The sequence below is a fragment of the Rhizobium sp. P1_B8 genome, from assembly GCF_056406515.1.
The window spans coordinates 19,194-35,873 of record NZ_JBFTZZ010000009.1; the positions used below are offsets into that span (position 1 = coordinate 19,194).

At 61.7% G+C, this 16,680-nt stretch carries 14 protein-coding genes; 11 read left to right on the forward strand and 3 right to left on the reverse strand.

Features of this window, described 5'->3' with window-relative positions; genetic code table 11:
* The first annotated feature begins 220 nt into the window (after nt 1-220).
* From plsY to rpmG, 7 genes are all read left to right on the forward strand, one after another.
* On the forward strand, nt 221-841 hold the full coding sequence (gene plsY / locus AC1D2N_RS13150; RefSeq protein WP_018241620.1) for a glycerol-3-phosphate 1-O-acyltransferase PlsY: 621 nt from the start codon (nt 221-223) through the stop codon (nt 839-841).
* Nucleotides 841-1,983, forward strand: a complete 1,143-nt coding sequence (gene dprA, locus AC1D2N_RS13155; protein WP_130652198.1) for a DNA-processing protein DprA — start codon at nt 841-843, stop codon at nt 1,981-1,983. The genes plsY and dprA overlap by 1 nt, the downstream gene beginning before the upstream one ends.
* A gap of 249 nt (nt 1,984-2,232) precedes the next feature.
* Nucleotides 2,233-4,887 carry a type I DNA topoisomerase gene (topA, locus tag AC1D2N_RS13160; protein WP_026230854.1) on the forward strand — a complete coding sequence of 885 codons (2,655 nt, stop codon included), beginning with the start codon at nt 2,233-2,235 and terminating at the stop codon, nt 4,885-4,887.
* 1 nt (nt 4,888) lies between these two features.
* A complete protein-coding gene (gene rnr, locus AC1D2N_RS13165; RefSeq protein ID WP_130652197.1) occupies nt 4,889-7,261 on the forward strand; it encodes a ribonuclease R in 2,373 nt (790 codons plus the stop codon).
* Nucleotides 7,262-7,379: 118 nt separating this feature from the next.
* The gene (locus tag AC1D2N_RS13170) at nt 7,380-7,832 is read left to right on the forward strand and encodes a DUF983 domain-containing protein (protein WP_018447557.1); all 453 of its coding nucleotides are present in this window, start codon (nt 7,380-7,382) and stop codon (nt 7,830-7,832) included.
* 255 nt (nt 7,833-8,087) lie between these two features.
* Complete coding sequence (locus AC1D2N_RS13175; RefSeq protein WP_018241615.1) at nt 8,088-9,272, forward strand: MFS transporter; 1,185 nt, start codon at nt 8,088-8,090, stop codon at nt 9,270-9,272.
* A gap of 92 nt (nt 9,273-9,364) precedes the next feature.
* Complete coding sequence (gene rpmG, locus AC1D2N_RS13180; RefSeq protein ID WP_003547442.1) at nt 9,365-9,532, forward strand: 50S ribosomal protein L33; 168 nt, start codon at nt 9,365-9,367, stop codon at nt 9,530-9,532.
* Nucleotides 9,533-10,279: 747 nt separating this feature from the next.
* Here rpmG and AC1D2N_RS13185 read toward each other — a convergent pair.
* Complete coding sequence (locus tag AC1D2N_RS13185) at nt 10,280-11,653, reverse strand: PleD family two-component system response regulator (RefSeq protein WP_047622597.1); 1,374 nt, start codon at nt 11,651-11,653, stop codon at nt 10,280-10,282.
* 18 nt (nt 11,654-11,671) lie between these two features.
* The gene (locus tag AC1D2N_RS13190) at nt 11,672-12,043 is read right to left on the reverse strand and encodes a response regulator (RefSeq protein WP_003547430.1); all 372 of its coding nucleotides are present in this window, start codon (nt 12,041-12,043) and stop codon (nt 11,672-11,674) included.
* Nucleotides 12,044-12,176: 133 nt separating this feature from the next.
* On the opposite strand from AC1D2N_RS13190, the gene AC1D2N_RS13195 reads away from it, so the two are divergent.
* Both AC1D2N_RS13195 and AC1D2N_RS13200 read left to right on the forward strand, forming a co-directional pair.
* On the forward strand, nt 12,177-12,485 hold the full coding sequence (locus AC1D2N_RS13195) for a DUF3572 domain-containing protein (RefSeq protein ID WP_018241613.1): 309 nt from the start codon (nt 12,177-12,179) through the stop codon (nt 12,483-12,485).
* A 2-nt stretch (nt 12,486-12,487) separates the two neighbouring features.
* Nucleotides 12,488-13,162 (forward strand): hypothetical protein, encoded by a 675-nt coding sequence (locus AC1D2N_RS13200; RefSeq protein WP_018447554.1) that lies wholly within the window; start codon nt 12,488-12,490, stop codon nt 13,160-13,162.
* Here AC1D2N_RS13200 and AC1D2N_RS13205 read toward each other — a convergent pair.
* Nucleotides 13,137-13,724 (reverse strand): GNAT family N-acetyltransferase, encoded by a 588-nt coding sequence (locus AC1D2N_RS13205; RefSeq protein WP_130652196.1) that lies wholly within the window; start codon nt 13,722-13,724, stop codon nt 13,137-13,139. The two genes, AC1D2N_RS13200 and AC1D2N_RS13205, sit on opposite strands and share 26 nt — an antisense overlap.
* Nucleotides 13,725-13,800: 76 nt before the next feature.
* Between AC1D2N_RS13205 and AC1D2N_RS13210 the strand changes: the two genes are divergently transcribed.
* Both AC1D2N_RS13210 and AC1D2N_RS13215 read left to right on the forward strand, forming a co-directional pair.
* Nucleotides 13,801-15,093 (forward strand): DNA polymerase IV, encoded by a 1,293-nt coding sequence (locus AC1D2N_RS13210; protein WP_028733671.1) that lies wholly within the window; start codon nt 13,801-13,803, stop codon nt 15,091-15,093.
* Between the two features lie 191 nt (nt 15,094-15,284).
* Nucleotides 15,285-16,544 (forward strand): L,D-transpeptidase family protein, encoded by a 1,260-nt coding sequence (locus AC1D2N_RS13215; protein WP_130652195.1) that lies wholly within the window; start codon nt 15,285-15,287, stop codon nt 16,542-16,544.
* Nucleotides 16,545-16,680: the final 136 nt, after the last annotated feature.

Here is a 16,680-nt window from a genome sequence, read left to right on the forward strand (position 1 = left end):
GCTGCGCAGTTTTGCTGGAATTGCTCTAGAATTGGATGATCTTAGGCCGGGTCGGCCTAAAATCTGAATCCTGTTCTAAATTATATAGTTAGAGCATGATGTCGTCCGAAAACCGCTCACAGTTTTCGGCATCATGCTCTAGGATCGACACCATCGCCGTCCATCCCCCAGCGGGAGAAGGCTGACTCGAGGATAGGCCACGGAGGGGCTGAGGGGGCATATGTTATCCAATCTCATGTCATGGCAGATCACGCTGCCGATCGCGCTTGCCGCCGCCGTTATCGGCTATCTCTTCGGCTCGATCCCTTTCGGCCTGATCCTCACGCGCGCCGCCGGCCTCGGCGACGTGCGCAGCATCGGCTCCGGCAATATCGGCGCAACCAATGTGCTCAGAACAGGAAACCGGACGCTCGCCGCGGCGACGCTGCTGCTCGATGCGCTGAAGGCATCGGCCGCAGCCTGGATCGTCGGCTATTTCCTCGGTGAGGAGGCAGCGATCATCGCCGGCTTCTTCGCCTTCATCGGCCATCTCTTCCCGGTCTGGATCGGCTTCAAGGGCGGCAAGGGTGTCGCCACCTATATCGGCACCCTGCTCGGCGTCGCGCCGATCATGGTCGTGCTCTTCGCCGCCGTCTGGCTAGCGGTCGCTTTCACCACCCGCTACTCCTCACTGTCAGCGTTGGTTGCCATGCTTGTCATTCCGGTTGCACTGTGGATACTGGGCAACGAAAAGGTTGCGGCAGTGATGGCGATCATGACCCTCATCTCCTACTGGAAGCACAAGGCGAATATTTCGCGCCTGATGAGCGGGACGGAAAGCAAGATCGGGGCAAAGGGATAATGGATGCGCTGAGCGCCGGACCAAAAGGCGTTGTTCTGACCGAACGGCAAAGAATTGCCTGGTTACGCCTCATCCGTTCCGACAATATTGGCCCTGCCACCTTTCGCGACCTCATTAATCATTTCAGTTCGGCCGAGGCAGCACTTGCCGCACTGCCGGAGCTTTCGGCGCGCGGCGGCGCCACGCGGGCAATCCGCATCGCCAGCGAGGCCGAGGCACATCGGGAACTCGAGGCGGCGCGTCGCTTCGGCGCCCGCTTCGTCGGCATCGGCGAGCCGGACTACCCGCAAGCTCTGAAGCAGATCGACGGCGCGCCGCCGCTTCTGGCCGTCAAGGGCGCGCTTGCCGCCGCCAAACGACCGGCCGTCGGCATCGTCGGCTCGCGCAACGCCTCGATCGCAGGTGCGAAATTCGCGGCGATGGTGGCACGCGACTGCGGCCGGGCTGGATATACCGTGGTCTCCGGCCTGGCGCGCGGCATCGATACGTCAGCCCACCGGGCAAGCCTCGACACAGGGACGATCGCGGCGCTCGCCGGTGGCCTCGACCAGCCCTACCCGCCGGAGAATGTCGGCCTGCTCGAAGAGATAACCGGCGGCAACGGCCTGGCGGTGAGCGAAATGCCCTTCGGCTGGGAGCCCCGCGCCCGCGACTTTCCGCGCCGGAACCGGCTGATCGCCGGCATCGGGCTCGGCCTCGTCGTCATCGAAGCGGCATCGCGTTCGGGCTCGCTGATCACGGCACGGCTTGCCGGCGAGTTCGGCCGCCTGGTTTTTGCCGTGCCCGGCTCACCGCTCGATCCGCGCTGCCATGGCACCAACGGCCTGCTGAAGGACGGTGCTTCGATCGTCACCGCACCCGCCGATGTCATGGAGGCCCTGGCGCCGCTTGCGCAATTCGACCTATTCCCGTCATCGATGGCGGAAGAGCCTGCGCGTGACGGCAAGTCGATATCGGTGCCACCCGGCGATTCCGATCGGAATCGCATCATCGATGCGCTCGGGCCGACGCCGGTCGAGATCGACGACGTCATCCGCCATACGGGCCTGTCGGCATCCGCGGTCTATCTGATCCTCCTGGAGCTTGATATTGCCGGCAGGCTGCACCGGCAGCAGGGTGGCCTCGTCTCGCTTTCCGATTGAACCTTGCGCGACATCAGGCGGCGGCTACGCGAATTGCCGAACCCTGTATCGAAAAACCTTTGATAACCTATCTAAAATTGTATTTTCCCGATAATCTCCCCTCGGCTGCAACAGATGCAAGAGGTAAAATTGTAGCAAACCCCTTGACCGCGGCGATTTCCCTGTCCATGTCGGAGGGCCGATATCCAAGTTGCGGTATGTGTTGCGCTGGTTTCAACGCTGGCGTCGCTTCCTTTTTAGAGAATCATCATGAATGTTGTAGTGGTGGAATCGCCTGCCAAGGCCAAGACGATCAATAAGTATCTGGGTCCGGGATACAAAGTGCTCGCCTCCTTCGGTCATGTGCGCGATCTGCCTGCCAAGGATGGCTCAGTCCTCCCCGATCAGGATTTCGAAATGCTTTGGGAGGTCGATAGCGCCTCCGCCAAGCGGATGAAGGACATTGCCGACGCGGTGAAATCCGCCGATGGCCTGTTTCTCGCAACCGACCCGGATCGCGAAGGCGAAGCGATTTCCTGGCACGTTCTCGACATGCTGAACAAGAAGCGCGTGCTGAACGGCAAGCCGGTCAAGCGCGTCGTCTTCAATGCGATCACCAAGAAGGCGGTGCTCGACGCGATGGCCGATCCGCGCGACATCGACGTGCCGCTGGTCGACGCCTATCTCGCGCGCCGCGCGCTCGATTATCTCGTCGGCTTCAATCTTTCGCCTGTGCTCTGGCGCAAGCTGCCCGGTGCGCGGTCGGCCGGCCGCGTTCAGTCTGTGGCGCTTCGCCTGGTCTGCGACCGCGAATCCGAGATCGAGCGCTTCATTTCCGAGGAGTACTGGAACATCTCGGCGCTTCTGAAGACGCCGCGCGGCGACGAGTTCGAGGCAAGGCTGGTTTCGGCGAACGGTAAACGGCTGCAGCCGCGCGCAATCGGCAACGGCGAAGATGCCGGCCGGCTGAAGGCCTTGCTCGAAGGTGCGAGCTATGTCGTCGACACGGTCGAGGCGAAGCCGGTCAAGCGCAACCCCGGACCGCCGTTTACGACCTCGACGCTGCAGCAGGCCGCCTCCTCCAATCTCGGCTTCTCCGCCTCGCGCACCATGCAGATTGCCCAGAGGCTCTATGAGGGCGTTGATATCGGCGGCGAGACGGTGGGTCTCATCACCTACATGCGGACCGACGGCGTTCAGATGGCACCCGAGGCGATCGATGCGGCTCGCAGCGCCATCGTTGACCAGTTCGGCGAACGCTATATGCCGGAAAAGCCACGCTTCTACTCGACCAAGGCGAAAAATGCCCAGGAGGCGCACGAGGCGATCCGTCCGACCGATTTCTATCGTTCGCCCGACCGTGTGCGCAAATTCCTCGATGCCGACCAGATCCGGCTCTACGAGCTGATCTGGAAGCGCGGTATCGCCAGCCAGATGGCGTCGGCCGAGATCGAGCGCACGACGGCTGAAATCACCGCCGACAACAAGGGTGAGAAGGCCGGGCTTCGCGCCGTCGGCTCCGTGATCCGCTTCGACGGGTTCATCGCCGCCTATACCGACCAGAAGGAGGATGGCGAGCAGAGCGACGACGGCGACGAGGATGGCCGCCTGCCGGAGATCATTGCGCGCGAAACGCTCGCCAAGCAGAAGATCAATTCGACCCAGCATTTCACCGAGCCGCCGCCGCGTTATTCGGAAGCCTCGCTCATCAAGAAGATGGAAGAGCTCGGCATCGGCCGCCCCTCCACCTATGCTGCGACCCTCGCGACGCTGCGCGACCGCGACTATGTGACGATCGACAAACGCAAGCTGATCCCGCAGGCCAAGGGCCGGCTGGTGACGGCTTTCCTCGAAAGCTTCTTCACCAAATATGTCGAATACGACTTCACCGCCGACCTCGAGGAAAAGCTCGACCGGATTTCGGCCGGCGAGCTGAACTGGAAGCAGGTGCTGCGCGATTTCTGGAAGGATTTCTTCGCCCAGATCGAGGACACCAAGGAACTGCGCGTCACCAACGTGCTCGATTCTCTGAACGAGGCGCTGGCACCACTCGTCTTCCCGAAACGGGAGGACGGCAGCGATCCCAGAATCTGTCAGGTCTGCGGCACCGGCAACCTGTCGCTGAAACTCGGCAAATACGGCGCCTTCGTCGGCTGCTCGAACTATCCTGAATGCAACTACACCCGTCAGCTCTCCTCCGAAAACGGCGGAGAAGCGGACGGCGCAGCACTTAACGAGCCGAAGAACCTCGGCACCGATCCGACCACCGGCGAGGAGCTGACGCTGCGTTCCGGCCGCTTCGGCCCCTATATCCAGCGCGGCGACGGCAAGGAAGCCAAACGCGCTTCGCTGCCGAAGGGTTGGAAGCCCGAAGACATCGATTATGAAAAGGCGATGGCGCTGATCTCGCTGCCGCGCGATATCGGCAAACATCCAGAATCCGGCAAGATGATCTCGTCCGGCATCGGCCGCTATGGGCCGTTCCTCCTCCATGACGGTTCCTACGCCAATCTCGAAACCGTCGAGGACGTGTTCTCGGTCGGCCTCAACCGCGCCGTGACTGTTATCGCCGAAAAGGCGAAACAGGCCCCGGGCCGGGGCGCGCGCGGCACGCCGGCGGCACTGAAGACGCTCGGCGATCATCCTGATGGCGGCGCCATCACCGTTCGCGACGGCAAGTACGGCCCCTATGTCAACTGGGGCAAGGTCAACGCCACACTGCCGAAGGGCAAGGATCCCCAGGCGATCACCGTCGAGGAGGCGCTTGCGCTGATCGCCGAAAAGGCCGGCAAGGCACCTGTGGGCAAGGCGGCCAAGGCGAAAGCCAAGCCGAAGGCGGCAGCCGCCGACGCCAAGGCCACCAAGACGGCCGCCAAGCCGAAGGCAACGAAGGCGAAAGCGCCCGCGAAATCGAAAAAGAGCTGACGTGAGCAGGATACCGCGCGATAGAACGAACCCTGCGGGCAAGCGTCCGGGCAAGATCGGCCGCGCCGGCAAGGATGCCCCCGCCGTCGAGCCGCTGAACATCGTCCATGGCGCGCTGCCTTCGCGCGAGGTGATCCTGCGCTTCATCGCCGATCACCCGCAGAAAGCGTCCAAACGCGAACTCGCCAAGGCTTTCGGCCTGAAGGGCGACAACCGTGTCGAACTCAAGCACATGCTGCAGGAGCTCGAGCAGGAAGGCATGCTGCAGAAGAACCGCAAGTCGCTGATCCGTCCCGGTGCGCTGCCGCCCGTCACGGTTCTCGATATCACCACGCGCGACAAGGATGGCGATCTGATCGGCCGGCCGGCGGAATGGCCGGAAGACCAAGGCGTAGCACCCGCCGTCAGCATCCGCCAGCAATCGCCCGCAGGCCGCCAGGGCAAGGGCAAGGCGCCCGTCGCCGGGCTCGGCGACCGCATCCTGGCGAAGATCTTCCCGGCCGTCGATCGCGGCGGGCCAGCCTATACGGCGCGGATCATCAAGGTGATCGACAGGCGCCGCGGCGCCTCGATGGGCGTTTTCCGCACGGCACCGGGCGGCGGCGGCCGTCTGCTGCCGATCGAACGGCGCGGCGAGGAGATGGTGATCGATCCCGACTTCACCGGCGGCGCCACGGACGGCGATCTGGTCGAAGTCGAAATCGCCCGTCTCGGCCGTTTCGGCCTTCCGCGCGCCAAGGTTCTCTCCGTCGTCGGTTCCGTCGGTTCGGAAAAGGCGATCTCGATGATCGCGATTCATGCGCACGGCATCCCGCATGTCTTCCCGCCGGCCGTCATCGCTGAGGCGGACGCCGCAAAACCGGCCAGCATGTCGCATCGCGAGGATTGGCGCGACGTGCCGCTGATCACCATCGACCCGGCCGATGCCAAGGACCATGACGACGCCGTCTATGCCGAGCTCGACCCCTCGCCCGACAATCCCGGCGGCGTCATCGTCACTGTCGCGATTGCCGACGTCTCCTGGTATGTCCGCCCCAATTCACCGCTCGACCGCGAGGCGCTGAAGCGCGGCAACTCGGTCTATTTCCCGGATCGCGTCGTGCCGATGCTGCCGGAGCGCATCTCCAACGATCTCTGCTCGCTGAAGGAAGGCGTCGACCGTCCGGCGCTCGCCGTGCGCATGAGCTTTTCCGGCGAAGGCCGCAAGATCGGCCACACTTTCCATCGCATCATGATGAAGAGCGCGGCCAAGCTGTCCTACCAGCAGGCCCAGGCAGCGATCGACGGCAAACCGGACGATCAGACCGGACCGATGCTCGGGCCAATCCTGAAGCCGCTCTGGCACGCCTATGAGGTGATGAAGCGCGGACGCGACCGGCGCCAGCCGCTCGAACTCGACATGCCGGAGCGCAAGATCCTGCTGAAGCCCGACGGTACGGTCGACCGGGTCGTCGTGCCGCCACGGCTCGACGCGCACAAGCTGATCGAAGAGATGATGATCCAGGCGAATGTCTGCGCCGCCGAGACGCTGGAAAAGAAGCGGCAGCCGCTGATCTATCGCATTCATGACGGCCCGACGCTTGCCAAGCAGGAGATCCTGCGTGAGTTCCTGGCCACGCTCGGCATCTCGCTTGCCAAGGGCGGCAACATGCGCGCCAACAACTTCAACGGCATCCTGGCGAAGGCGGACGGCACGCCGCACCAGACCATGGTCAACGAGATGGTGCTGCGTTCGCAGAGCCAGGCGATCTACGGCCCTGAGAATATCGGCCATTTCGGCCTCAATTTGATGAAATACGCCCACTTCACCTCGCCGATCCGCCGCTATGCCGATCTCATCGTGCACCGCGCGCTTGTCGGCTCGCTCGGTTTCGGCGAAGGCGGCATCACACCCGACGAAGAGGCGGCGCTCGACGATATCGCCGCCGAAATCTCGACCTTCGAGCGTCGGGCGATGGCAGCCGAGCGCGAGACCGTAGACCGGCTGATCGCGCATCACCTCAGCGGCCGCGTCGGCGAGGAGTTTGCCGGACGGGTCTCGGGCGTGACGAAATCGGGGCTTTTTGTCGCCCTGCCAGACTATGGCGCCGATGGTTTCGTCCCTATATCTACGCTCGGCACCGATTATTTCATCTATGACGAGGCGCATCAGGCACTCTCGGGTGAACGAACAGGGCTCGGTTATCGCCTGGGCGATAGCGTTACCGTGAAGCTTGCCGAAGCGATCCCGCTTGCCGGCGCGCTGCGTTTCGAGATGATCAGCGAGGGCCGCGAGATGCCTGCAGCGGTGCGCTCCTTCCACAAGGCGGGCCGCCGCGACAGAGGCCAGGTCCGCAAGAAACCTGGAACAAGGCCGCCACGCGGACGCCACTAAGCATCGCGCCGAAAGCGGACGCTGGTTTTCGGCAAAACGCTGCAACAACGAAGATCGCCGGCGTTGGACGTGGTTCACAAGACGAATCCGATGCTTTCGGCTGAAAGAGGAACATGCGATGAGCACACCGACCGATCCGGTTGCCCGCTACGGGGATGCGCCCGAGGTCGAGCGTCCGCTTGGGCGCTCCATCATGCGCGGGCTGATGAACCGGTGCCCGGCCTGCGGCAACGGCAAGCTCTTTCGTGCCTTCCTGAAACCGGTCGATCATTGCGCGGCCTGCGGCGAGGCGATGCATCACCAACGCGCGGACGACCTGCCGCCTTATATCGTCATCCTCGTCCTCGGCCACGTCGTGGTCGGCGGCTATATGCTGACCGACATGACTTTCGTGCTGCCGGTCTGGGTGCATATCGCCATCTGGGCGCCGATCACCGTCATCACCGCGCTTGCCTCGATCCAGCCGATCAAGGGCGGGGTCATCGGTCTGCAATGGGCGCTGCGCATGCACGGCTTCGGTGGCGAGAGTGACGGTCCGGACGATTATGACATCCCCGGCCGGCCGAATTAGCGCCTTCACCTTCCAGACATATTTAACGTGTAGTGCCAGCCCTCCACCGACCACCACCCGAATGCGAGAGCCGAAGATCCTCAAGACCTGACATGGTAAGCATTTCTTGCCCCAACGGGCTTTACATTCCGCAGATGGTCACTCACATCGGAAATACTGCGAAGCGGCATCCGTCACCTGGATTTGGCACGTCTGTGTCTATCTATCTGACGGGAATCGGCCGTTTCGTTCGCGCAGCTTTCTAAGGATGGATAAATGTCTCAGCCGAGAACCGGCACACCGGGCGATGTCGAAGAAATCCATTGGCCTTCTCTGGTGGCAGCCATCTCGTCCATATCTGCCGTTGGCATAGCAATCGGCCTCGGTCTCCCGCTTCTCAGCATCATCCTCGAAAAACGCGGCATCTCGTCCACCCTGATCGGGCTCAACACGGCGATGGCCGGGGTCGCGGCGATGGCCGCCGCACCGATCACCACCAAACTCGCCCATAAATACGGCGTTGCGCCGACAATGCTCTGGGCCGTGCTGATTTCGGCGCTGAGCGCGCTCGGTTTCTATTACGCCCAGGATTTCTGGATGTGGTTTCCGCTGCGCTTCGCCTTCCATGGCGCGACGACGACGCTGTTCATCCTCTCCGAATTCTGGATCAACGCCGCTTCGCCGCCTTCCAAGCGCGGTTTCGTGCTCGGCATCTATGCGACGGTGCTTTCCCTTGGCTTTGCGGCCGGACCTCTGCTCTTTTCGGTCCTCGGCAGCGACGGCATCTTCCCATTCCTGATCGGCGCCGCCGCCATCCTGCTTGCGGCCATCCCGATCTTCATCGCCCGCGACGAGAGCCCGGTGCTCGAGGAAAAACCGGAGCTGCATTTCATGCGCTACGTTTTCCTGGTGCCGACGGCGACGGCGGCGGTCTTCATCTTCGGCGCGGTGGAGGCCGGCGGGCTGTCGCTTTTCCCGATCTTTGCCGTGCGCGCCCATTTCACCGAATCGCAGGCCGCGCTGCTGCTCACCATGATGGGCGTCGGCAACGTCATCTTTCAGATCCCGCTCGGCCTGCTTTCCGACCGCATCGCCGACAAGCGGCCGCTTCTGGCCGGCATGGCCCTGATGGGCTTCATCGGCTCGATGATGTTGCCGCTACTGCTCGACAACTGGCTTCTGATGGCCGGGCTCCTGCTTTTCTGGGGCGGCTGCGTCTCAGGCCTCTATACGGTCGGCCTCAGCCATCTCGGCTCGCGGCTGACCGGCTCCGATCTTGCGGCAGCCAATGCTGCCTTTGTCTTCTGTTATGCGATGGGGACCGTGGCCGGTCCGCAGGCGATCGGCGCGGCGATCGATGTCGCTGGAAATAACGGGTTTGCCTGGGCGATTGCCGCTTTCTTCGGTCTTTACGCCCTACTTTCGGGCATCAGACTGATGTTCATTCGAAAACGGGCTTGACTTTTCGGGCGGGATTCGTAGTTTCGCGCCAGGATTTGCCGTGGAGCCCATCCGGCTTCCACGGCTTTCATTTTCTTAAAGGCAGGACGACCATGGCCAAGGCTACAACAATCAAGATCAAGCTGCTGTCGACAGCCGACACCGGTTTCTTCTACGTCACCACGAAGAACAGCCGCACGATGACGGACAAGATGACGAAGACGAAGTACGACCCGGTTGCAAAGAAGCATGTCGAGTTCAAGGAAACCAAGATCAAGTAATCACTTGGCCTGACGGATTTCACAAAAGCGCGCGCCTTCGGGTTGCGCGTTTTTTATTGTCCGGCTTTGTGGTTTTCAAGATGATAGCGCAAACAGACAAAACGCCGCCCTTCCATCGTCGGGAAGTGGCGGCGTTTTCTTGAAAGGGGGTCGGCCAGCATGCAAAACGGCACGAGGAACCGCTATAACTTGCCTACTAGCCGACCGACCCCACGACCCAGGAGATGCGGCGGACCTGAGCATCATGGGGTATCGACAACTCCTCAACGGGAGCGCTTCTCTTATGAGCCGATAATTTGCGCAAAAATGAAAGAAAATCAACAAATTCTTAATGATGAATTTTCTCATCTTGATTCTATGGTTAAAAGTCCAGATTTGGGACATACAAAGATTTGCCGTCTCTGCTTTGGATCAAAGCGTAGCGCCTGCTCTTTCCAAGAAATTCGACAATATAACTTAATAACTTACGCCACCCCTCCCCTTACGTGAGGTGACGCCGCCGCAATCTATTTGACCCTGTCGGCGGCAGGCATTTTTTATAGTCTTCATTTCATTTTGAGCTACGGCCTGACGCTCTCAAGACTATCGCGCGGCACCACATCCGCGGCAACGCGGCGAGTCCATTTTTGGGCTATTGAGCTGCAATTTTTTCGCCCCGCAGTGCACAGGCGAAGATTAAAAATCGGTAACAATTCGCTTACCGCAGTGGAAAACCCGCAAATGGCGCATATGGCGGCAAGTGATTCGTCAGGCGGCTGCGGCGACCACACGGTTGCGGCCGGTATTTTTGGCCTCGTAAAGGGCCAGATCTGCCTGTTTCATCAGCTGGTCCGGTGTCAGCACCGACGTAATGCGCGAGGCGATGCCGAACGAAGCAGTGACATTCAGCGCTTCTCCGGCGTGTTTCAGCATGAAGGGAGCGTTTTCGATCGCCGCACGCAGGCGCTCGGCGACGGCGGCGGCAATTTCCGGCGAGGTGTCGGGCATCACAACAACGAATTCCTCTCCACCGTAGCGGCAGGCGAGATCGGCACCGCGGATGGTCGAACGGACGCGATTTGCGAATTCCCGCAGCACCTCATCGCCGCCGTCATGGCCGTAGGTGTCGTTCACATGCTTGAAGCGGTCGATATCGGTGATCAGCACCGAAAGCGGCCGGCCCCGCGCCATAGAACGGTTGAAAAGCACGTTCAGGTGATTGTCGAGATAGCGCCGGTTATAAAGGCCGGTCAGCGGATCGGTCACGGCAAGCTCGATCGTCTGCTTGACGCTGGCGCGCAGCCGGTCGTTGTAGCGCTTGCGGCGGATCTGCGTCAGGCTACGGGCGACCAGTTCGTTGGGATCGACCGGGCGGATGATGTAGTCGTTGACGCCGAGATCGAGCGCGCGCACGACCATGTCGTCAGCGCCTTGCTCAGTGATGATCAGGACCGGCAGAAAGCGCGTGCGCTCCAGCGAACGCAGCTGCGAGCAGAGGCGAAGCGGATCGTAATCGTCGAAGTTGGCATTGACGATGACGAGATCGAAGGCGCTTTCGGCCGCCTCGAAGAGGGCGGCCTGCGGATCGGAGAGGGCAAGCACGTCGGCGACGGGCTTCAGCGCCTTGATGATGCGCTCCTGCGAATTGGCGCGGCCGTCGACGAGCAGGACCTGAGCGGTCTCGTCGGCGCGGCCCTCGCCTGCCCGCGTGAGGTCGTCGATGCCCATCGTATGGGCGGTGTCGGCGCGGATGCGCAGCTCATCGCTCAACGTCTTCAGCCGCAGCAGGCTCTTCACCCGGGAGATCAGCTGCAGATCGTTGACCGGCTTGGTGAGAAAATCGTCAGCGCCGGCCTTCAGGCCGCGTACGCGATCGGTCGGCTGGTCGAGCGCGGTGACCATGACGACTGGAATATGGGCGGTCTTCTGGCTGGCCTTCAGCCGCTCGCAGACCTCGAAACCGTCTATGCCGGGCATCATGATGTCGAGCAGAATGAGATCGACTTGATTGCGCTCGCAGATCGCCAGTGCCGTGTAGCCGTCCGCTGCGGTCATCACGTCGAAATACTCCGCAAGCAGCCGCGCTTCGAGCAGCTTCACGTTGGCCGGAATATCGTCAACCACCAGTATTCGCGCAGTCATAAGCGTCTTTCCGATGCGTCAGGCATCGCCCAGATAGGTCTTGATCGTCTCGATGAATTTCGGAACCGAGATCGGCTTTGAAACATAGGCCTCGCAGCCGCCTTGGCGGATCCGCTCCTCGTCCCCCTTCATCGCGAAAGCCGTAACGGCAATGACGGGAATCACGTGCAGCTCGTCGTCTTCCTTCAGCCACTTCGTAACTTCGAGGCCGGAGACCTCGGGAAGCTGAATATCCATCAGGATGAGGTCGGGACGATGCTTGCGCGCCAGATCGAGCGCCTCCATGCCGTTTCTGGTCTGGATCGTCGTATAGCCGGACGCCTCGATGAGGTCGCGAAAGAGCTTCATGTTGAGCTCGTTATCTTCTACAATCATCACCTGTTTGGGCATGACAAGCTGTCCCTACGTCCGTTCGCGCAGCGGTTCGTCCCATGACAAAGGCACATGCGGACAAATAGCTCCGTGAAACCGATAGCGCACGCTACCGGTATTTGGTTGAAGAAAAGGTAACTTACCCAGCGAAATGCAAAGCAACTTCAAGACTTCGAAACAACAGGCTGCCGACCCGCACGAGACGGCGATCGCCGTGCTCGGCTGGCTTGCCGATGATCCCGAAATGTTCGGCCGCTTTCTCGCCCTGACGGGTGTGGCGCCCGGCCAGGTGCGCAACGCCGTCAACGATCCCGGATTCCTCGCCGGCCTGATGGATTTTCTGATGAACCACGAACCGACAGCCATGGCCTTCTGCGCGGCGAGCGGCATAAGCCCGGAGACGGTGACCGGCGCCTGGCAGCATTTCTCTTCGCCGGGCCTCGATTCCGGAGAATACTGATCGTGGCCTCCGAAGAATTCGATATCTCGCACATCCGCCTCGGCAAGCGGCCGTTGATCGTCTGTGACGTCGACGACGTCGTGTTGCAGTTCATCGGTCCCTTCCAGCTTTTCCTTCAGAGCCGGGGCCACACGTTTCTGCCGCGATCGTTCCGGCTTCATGGCAACATCGTCTCGCAAGCCGACGGCGTGGAGATCGAAGATCATGAGGTCAGCCGGCTGATCGAGGAATTCTTCGAGGCCCAAGAGCTGTGGCAGACGCCGCTCGACCGCGTGGTCGAAACGCTCGACCGACTTTCGGAAGAGGCCGACATCCTTTTCCTGACAGCCATGCAGCCGCGGTTCCAGGACCAGCGCCGTCGGCTGCTGGACAGGATGGGCCTGCTCTTTCCGCTGCTTGCCACCGAACAACCCAAAGGGCCGATCGTTCACGCATTGCATGCCAGCCGCTCCCTTCCCGTCGTCTTCATTGATGATATGGCGCGCAATCTGCATTCCGTTAGGGAACACGTCGCCGATTGCCTGCTGATTCACCTGATGCCTAACTCGCCCGTCCATCGTTTCGCGCCAGCGGCGGCCGACGACATCACCCGCGCCACCGACTGGACGCACGCGGCCGAGCTCATCGAGGCGCATTTTGTTTCCGGCACGTTCACGCGCGCAGTTCCAGCCGCATGAGCGGACGACCGTCCTTGCGCCGCGCTACCGTCTCGAAACCGGCCGCATCGAAGATCGCCGTCGAGCCGATGCAGAGCGTCACTGATTTCGACTGCTTCACATGATCGATCGGACAGGCTTCGAGCAGCCGTGCTCCCTGGCGCCGCGCATGGTCGATCGCGCCGGCGAGCAGGCGGTGGCTCATTCCCTTGCCGCGCAGTTTGGGCAGCAGGAAGAAGCAACTGACGGCCCAGATTGATGGATCCTGCGCATCTCCCTCTTCCAGCGGCCGCGAGACGGTGCGCGGCGAATTGAACTGCGGCACGTCGTGGCGCGGCCCGACCTGCACCCAGGCGACCGGCGCGCCCTCGGCATAACAGAGGATGCCAGGCGGCGGACCCGCCTTGATCCGTCCCCGCATATGCGCCTTGCGTTCGTCGGCCGCCATCTCAGTCCTTATCGCATGCGGCAGGCGCAGCGCCACGCACCAGCAATTATAGAAGGCACCCTGCGGCCCGAACACGATTTCGAAATCGTCCCAGCGTGCTGGCGTTACCGGCTCGAAACGAAGATCGTTATCCAAAGGCAAAGCTCCCGCCCTCTCTTGAGACTCGGAAGCTTAAGGCGTAACCTCGCCACGTTCAATCTTTGTTCTCATCATGACACCCGCCCCTGACAAGACACCCGGCTTCTGTCGCGACTGCCTTGCCGAGCAGAAGGGCGAGGCGCGCCGCTGCGTTTCCTGCGGCAGCCCCCGTCTCGTGCGCCATCGCGAACTCTACGCATTGACGCTTGCACATATCGATTGCGACGCCTTCTACGCAGCAGTGGAGAAACGCGACAATCCGGAGCTTGCCGACAAGCCTGTCATCATCGGCGGCGGCAAACGGGGTGTGGTTTCCACTGCCTGCTATATCGCCCGTATCCACGGCGTGCGTTCGGCCATGCCGATGTTCAAGGCGCTGGAGGCATGCCCTGAGGCGATCGTCATCCGCCCCGACATGGAGAAATATGTCCGTGTCGGGCGCCAGGTGCGCGCAATGATGCAAGATCTGACGCCGCTGGTGCAGCCGCTATCGATCGACGAGGCCTTCCTGGAGCTCGGCGGTACCGAGAGGCTGCATCACGATCCCCCGGCGCGTACGCTGGCCAAATTCGCTCGTCGCATCGAAAGGGAGATCGGCATCACCGTTTCGGTCGGGCTTTCCTACTGCAAATTCCTCGCCAAGGTCGCCTCCGACCTGCAGAAGCCGCGCGGCTTTTCGGTCATCGGCCGCGAGGAAGCGGTAGAGTTCCTGGCACCGCGTCCCGTCACCACGATCTGGGGCGTCGGCAAGGCCTTTGCGGCGACGCTGGAGGCGGACGGCATCCGCACCATCAGCCAATTGCAGCAGATGGAGGAAAACGACCTGATGCGCCGCTACGGCAGCATCGGTCAGCGGCTCGCCCGGCTGTCGCGCGGCATAGACGACCGCGAAGTGCATCTCAACGATGCGGCCAAGAGCGTCTCGTCCGAGACGACTTTCTTTGACGATATCTCACGTTATGACGATCTGGTGCCGATCCTGCGCAACCTCTCCGAAAAGGTCTCCTGGCGGCTGAAAAAAAACGGCATTGCCGGCCAGACCGTGGTTCTGAAGATGAAGAGCGCCGATTTCAAATCGCGCACCCGCAACCGCAGGCTCGAAGACCCGACCCAGCTTGCCGACAAGATCTTCCGCACCGGGCTCGAGCTTCTCGAAAAAGAGACTGACGGTACGAAATTCCGCCTGATCGGCATCGGCGTCACTGATCTCGGCGATGCCGCCCGCGCCGATCCGCCCGATCTGATCGACCAGCAATCGGGCCGGCGAGCCGCCGCCGAAGCGGCGATGGACAAGCTGCGCGACAAGTTCGGCAAGCGAACGGTCGAGACCGGCTATACGTTCGGCAACAGCAAGCGCGATCACTAGCGCATAATCCCGAAAATCTGCATCGATTTTCGGGGTTATGCGCAGATTCAAAGTGATAGAGCGTCCTTAGCGCGTCAGAAAAGACGCGCGGCGCTCTAACGCGTGAGGCCTGTCAGCCAGGCGGCCTATAAAATCTTCCTTAAACTTCGTCCCATAATGTGCCGGGCAAGTATTGCGTATGGTTGGGTATCATGTTCTCGCGTCTCGTCTTCGGCCTCGGCTTGCTGTCGGCCACCGCACTCGTGCACCCTGCTCTTGCCGCGGATGCTGCGCGCACGCTGCAGATCTTCGTCTCGAAGGACAAGCAGTCGCTTGCGGTCTATGACGGCACCGAGGTCGTCGCGACCTCGAAGGTCTCGACCGGCAAGGACGGCCACACGACGCCGAGCGGCATCTTCTCGGTGCTGGAAAAGCAGAAATACCACGAATCCAATCTCTATTCGGCGGCCCCGATGCCGTTCATGCAAAGGCTGACCTGGTCGGGCATCGCCCTGCACGAATCCAATTCCGTGCCGCGTTATCCGGCCTCGCATGGCTGCGTGCGCATGCCCGGCGCCTTCGCAAAAATGCTCTATGGGATGACCGATCCCGGTGTCCCCGTCATTATCAGCGACGGTGAACTGGTGCCGCAGCCGATCGACCATCCGACCCTTTTCCATCCGGAGGCACCGGCGGCGATGCCGCTGCTTTCGGACGTCGAACTGCGGCCCTCCATGCCCGACAGCCCCGAGAAGCCGGTGCAGGTGGCGATGAACGATACCGCTGCGATGCCCATGCCGGCAGCGCAGCCGATTGCGGCGCCCGAACCCGAGCCGCCGTCCGAGCCGATCAGCATGCTGATTACGCGCCGAACGCTCCGCGAGACGGTGATCGACATCCAGGCCCTGCTCAACCAGCTCGGTTTTTCCGCCGGCAATCCGGACGGCTTGCTCGGTCCGTCGACCGTGCAGGCGATCAAGGCTTTCAAGACGCTGCGGCCGGCGGAATTTGCCGCCGACAAGAGCCTGGTCTCCGACACGCTCCTCCGAGAAGTCTATGCCGCGGCTGGCAAGGGCGAGCCGCCGAACGGCGTCATCATGGTGCGGCAGGCCTTCAAGCCGATCTTCGAAGCGCCGGTGACGATCACCGATCCGGGACTGGCGCTCGGCACACATTTCTTCACGCTGCATGCAGTCGATGAAAGGGCCGGCACGGCCGACTGGCTCGGCATCACGCTCGAGAACAATCTGTCTCGCGAGACGATGAAGCGGCTCGGCATTACCAATCAGGAAAGCTCGATCATTACAGGCAAGCCGATCGCCCGTTCGCTCAGCCGGATTACCATCCCCGATGAGACCCGCCGCAAGATCGACGCCCTCATCGCGCCCGGCTCGACGCTGACGATCTCCGATACCGGCGTCGGCCGGGAGACCGGCGAAGGCACGGATTTCATCACAATCACCCGCGGGTGATGGCCATCACGCTAGAACAGGATGATTTTAAGCCGGGTCGGCCTAAAATCTGAATCCTGTTCAACACTAAATAGTTAGAGCATGATGTCGCCCGAAAACCGCTGACACTTTTCGGCATCATGCTCTGATGCGTGTC

Excerpts from the sequence above, each read along its gene's own strand:
- AC1D2N_RS13185 (WP_047622597.1), bottom strand. The coding sequence starts at position 11,653 with ATGACTGCGCGAATACTGGTGGTTGACGATATTCCGGCCAACGTGAAG.
- AC1D2N_RS13175 (WP_018241615.1), top strand. The coding sequence starts at position 8,088 with ATGTCTCAGCCGAGAACCGGCACACCGGGCGATGTCGAAGAAATCCAT.
- AC1D2N_RS13170 (WP_018447557.1), top strand. The coding sequence starts at position 7,380 with ATGAGCACACCGACCGATCCGGTTGCCCGCTACGGGGATGCGCCCGAG.
- dprA (WP_130652198.1), top strand. The coding sequence starts at position 841 with ATGGATGCGCTGAGCGCCGGACCAAAAGGCGTTGTTCTGACCGAACGG.
- AC1D2N_RS13190 (WP_003547430.1), bottom strand. The coding sequence starts at position 12,043 with ATGCCCAAACAGGTGATGATTGTAGAAGATAACGAGCTCAACATGAAG.
- plsY (WP_018241620.1), top strand. The coding sequence starts at position 221 with ATGTTATCCAATCTCATGTCATGGCAGATCACGCTGCCGATCGCGCTT.
- AC1D2N_RS13195 (WP_018241613.1), top strand. The coding sequence starts at position 12,177 with ATGCAAAGCAACTTCAAGACTTCGAAACAACAGGCTGCCGACCCGCAC.
- topA (WP_026230854.1), top strand. The coding sequence starts at position 2,233 with ATGAATGTTGTAGTGGTGGAATCGCCTGCCAAGGCCAAGACGATCAAT.
- rpmG (WP_003547442.1), top strand. The coding sequence starts at position 9,365 with ATGGCCAAGGCTACAACAATCAAGATCAAGCTGCTGTCGACAGCCGAC.
- AC1D2N_RS13210 (WP_028733671.1), top strand. The coding sequence starts at position 13,801 with ATGACACCCGCCCCTGACAAGACACCCGGCTTCTGTCGCGACTGCCTT.
- AC1D2N_RS13215 (WP_130652195.1), top strand. The coding sequence starts at position 15,285 with ATGTTCTCGCGTCTCGTCTTCGGCCTCGGCTTGCTGTCGGCCACCGCA.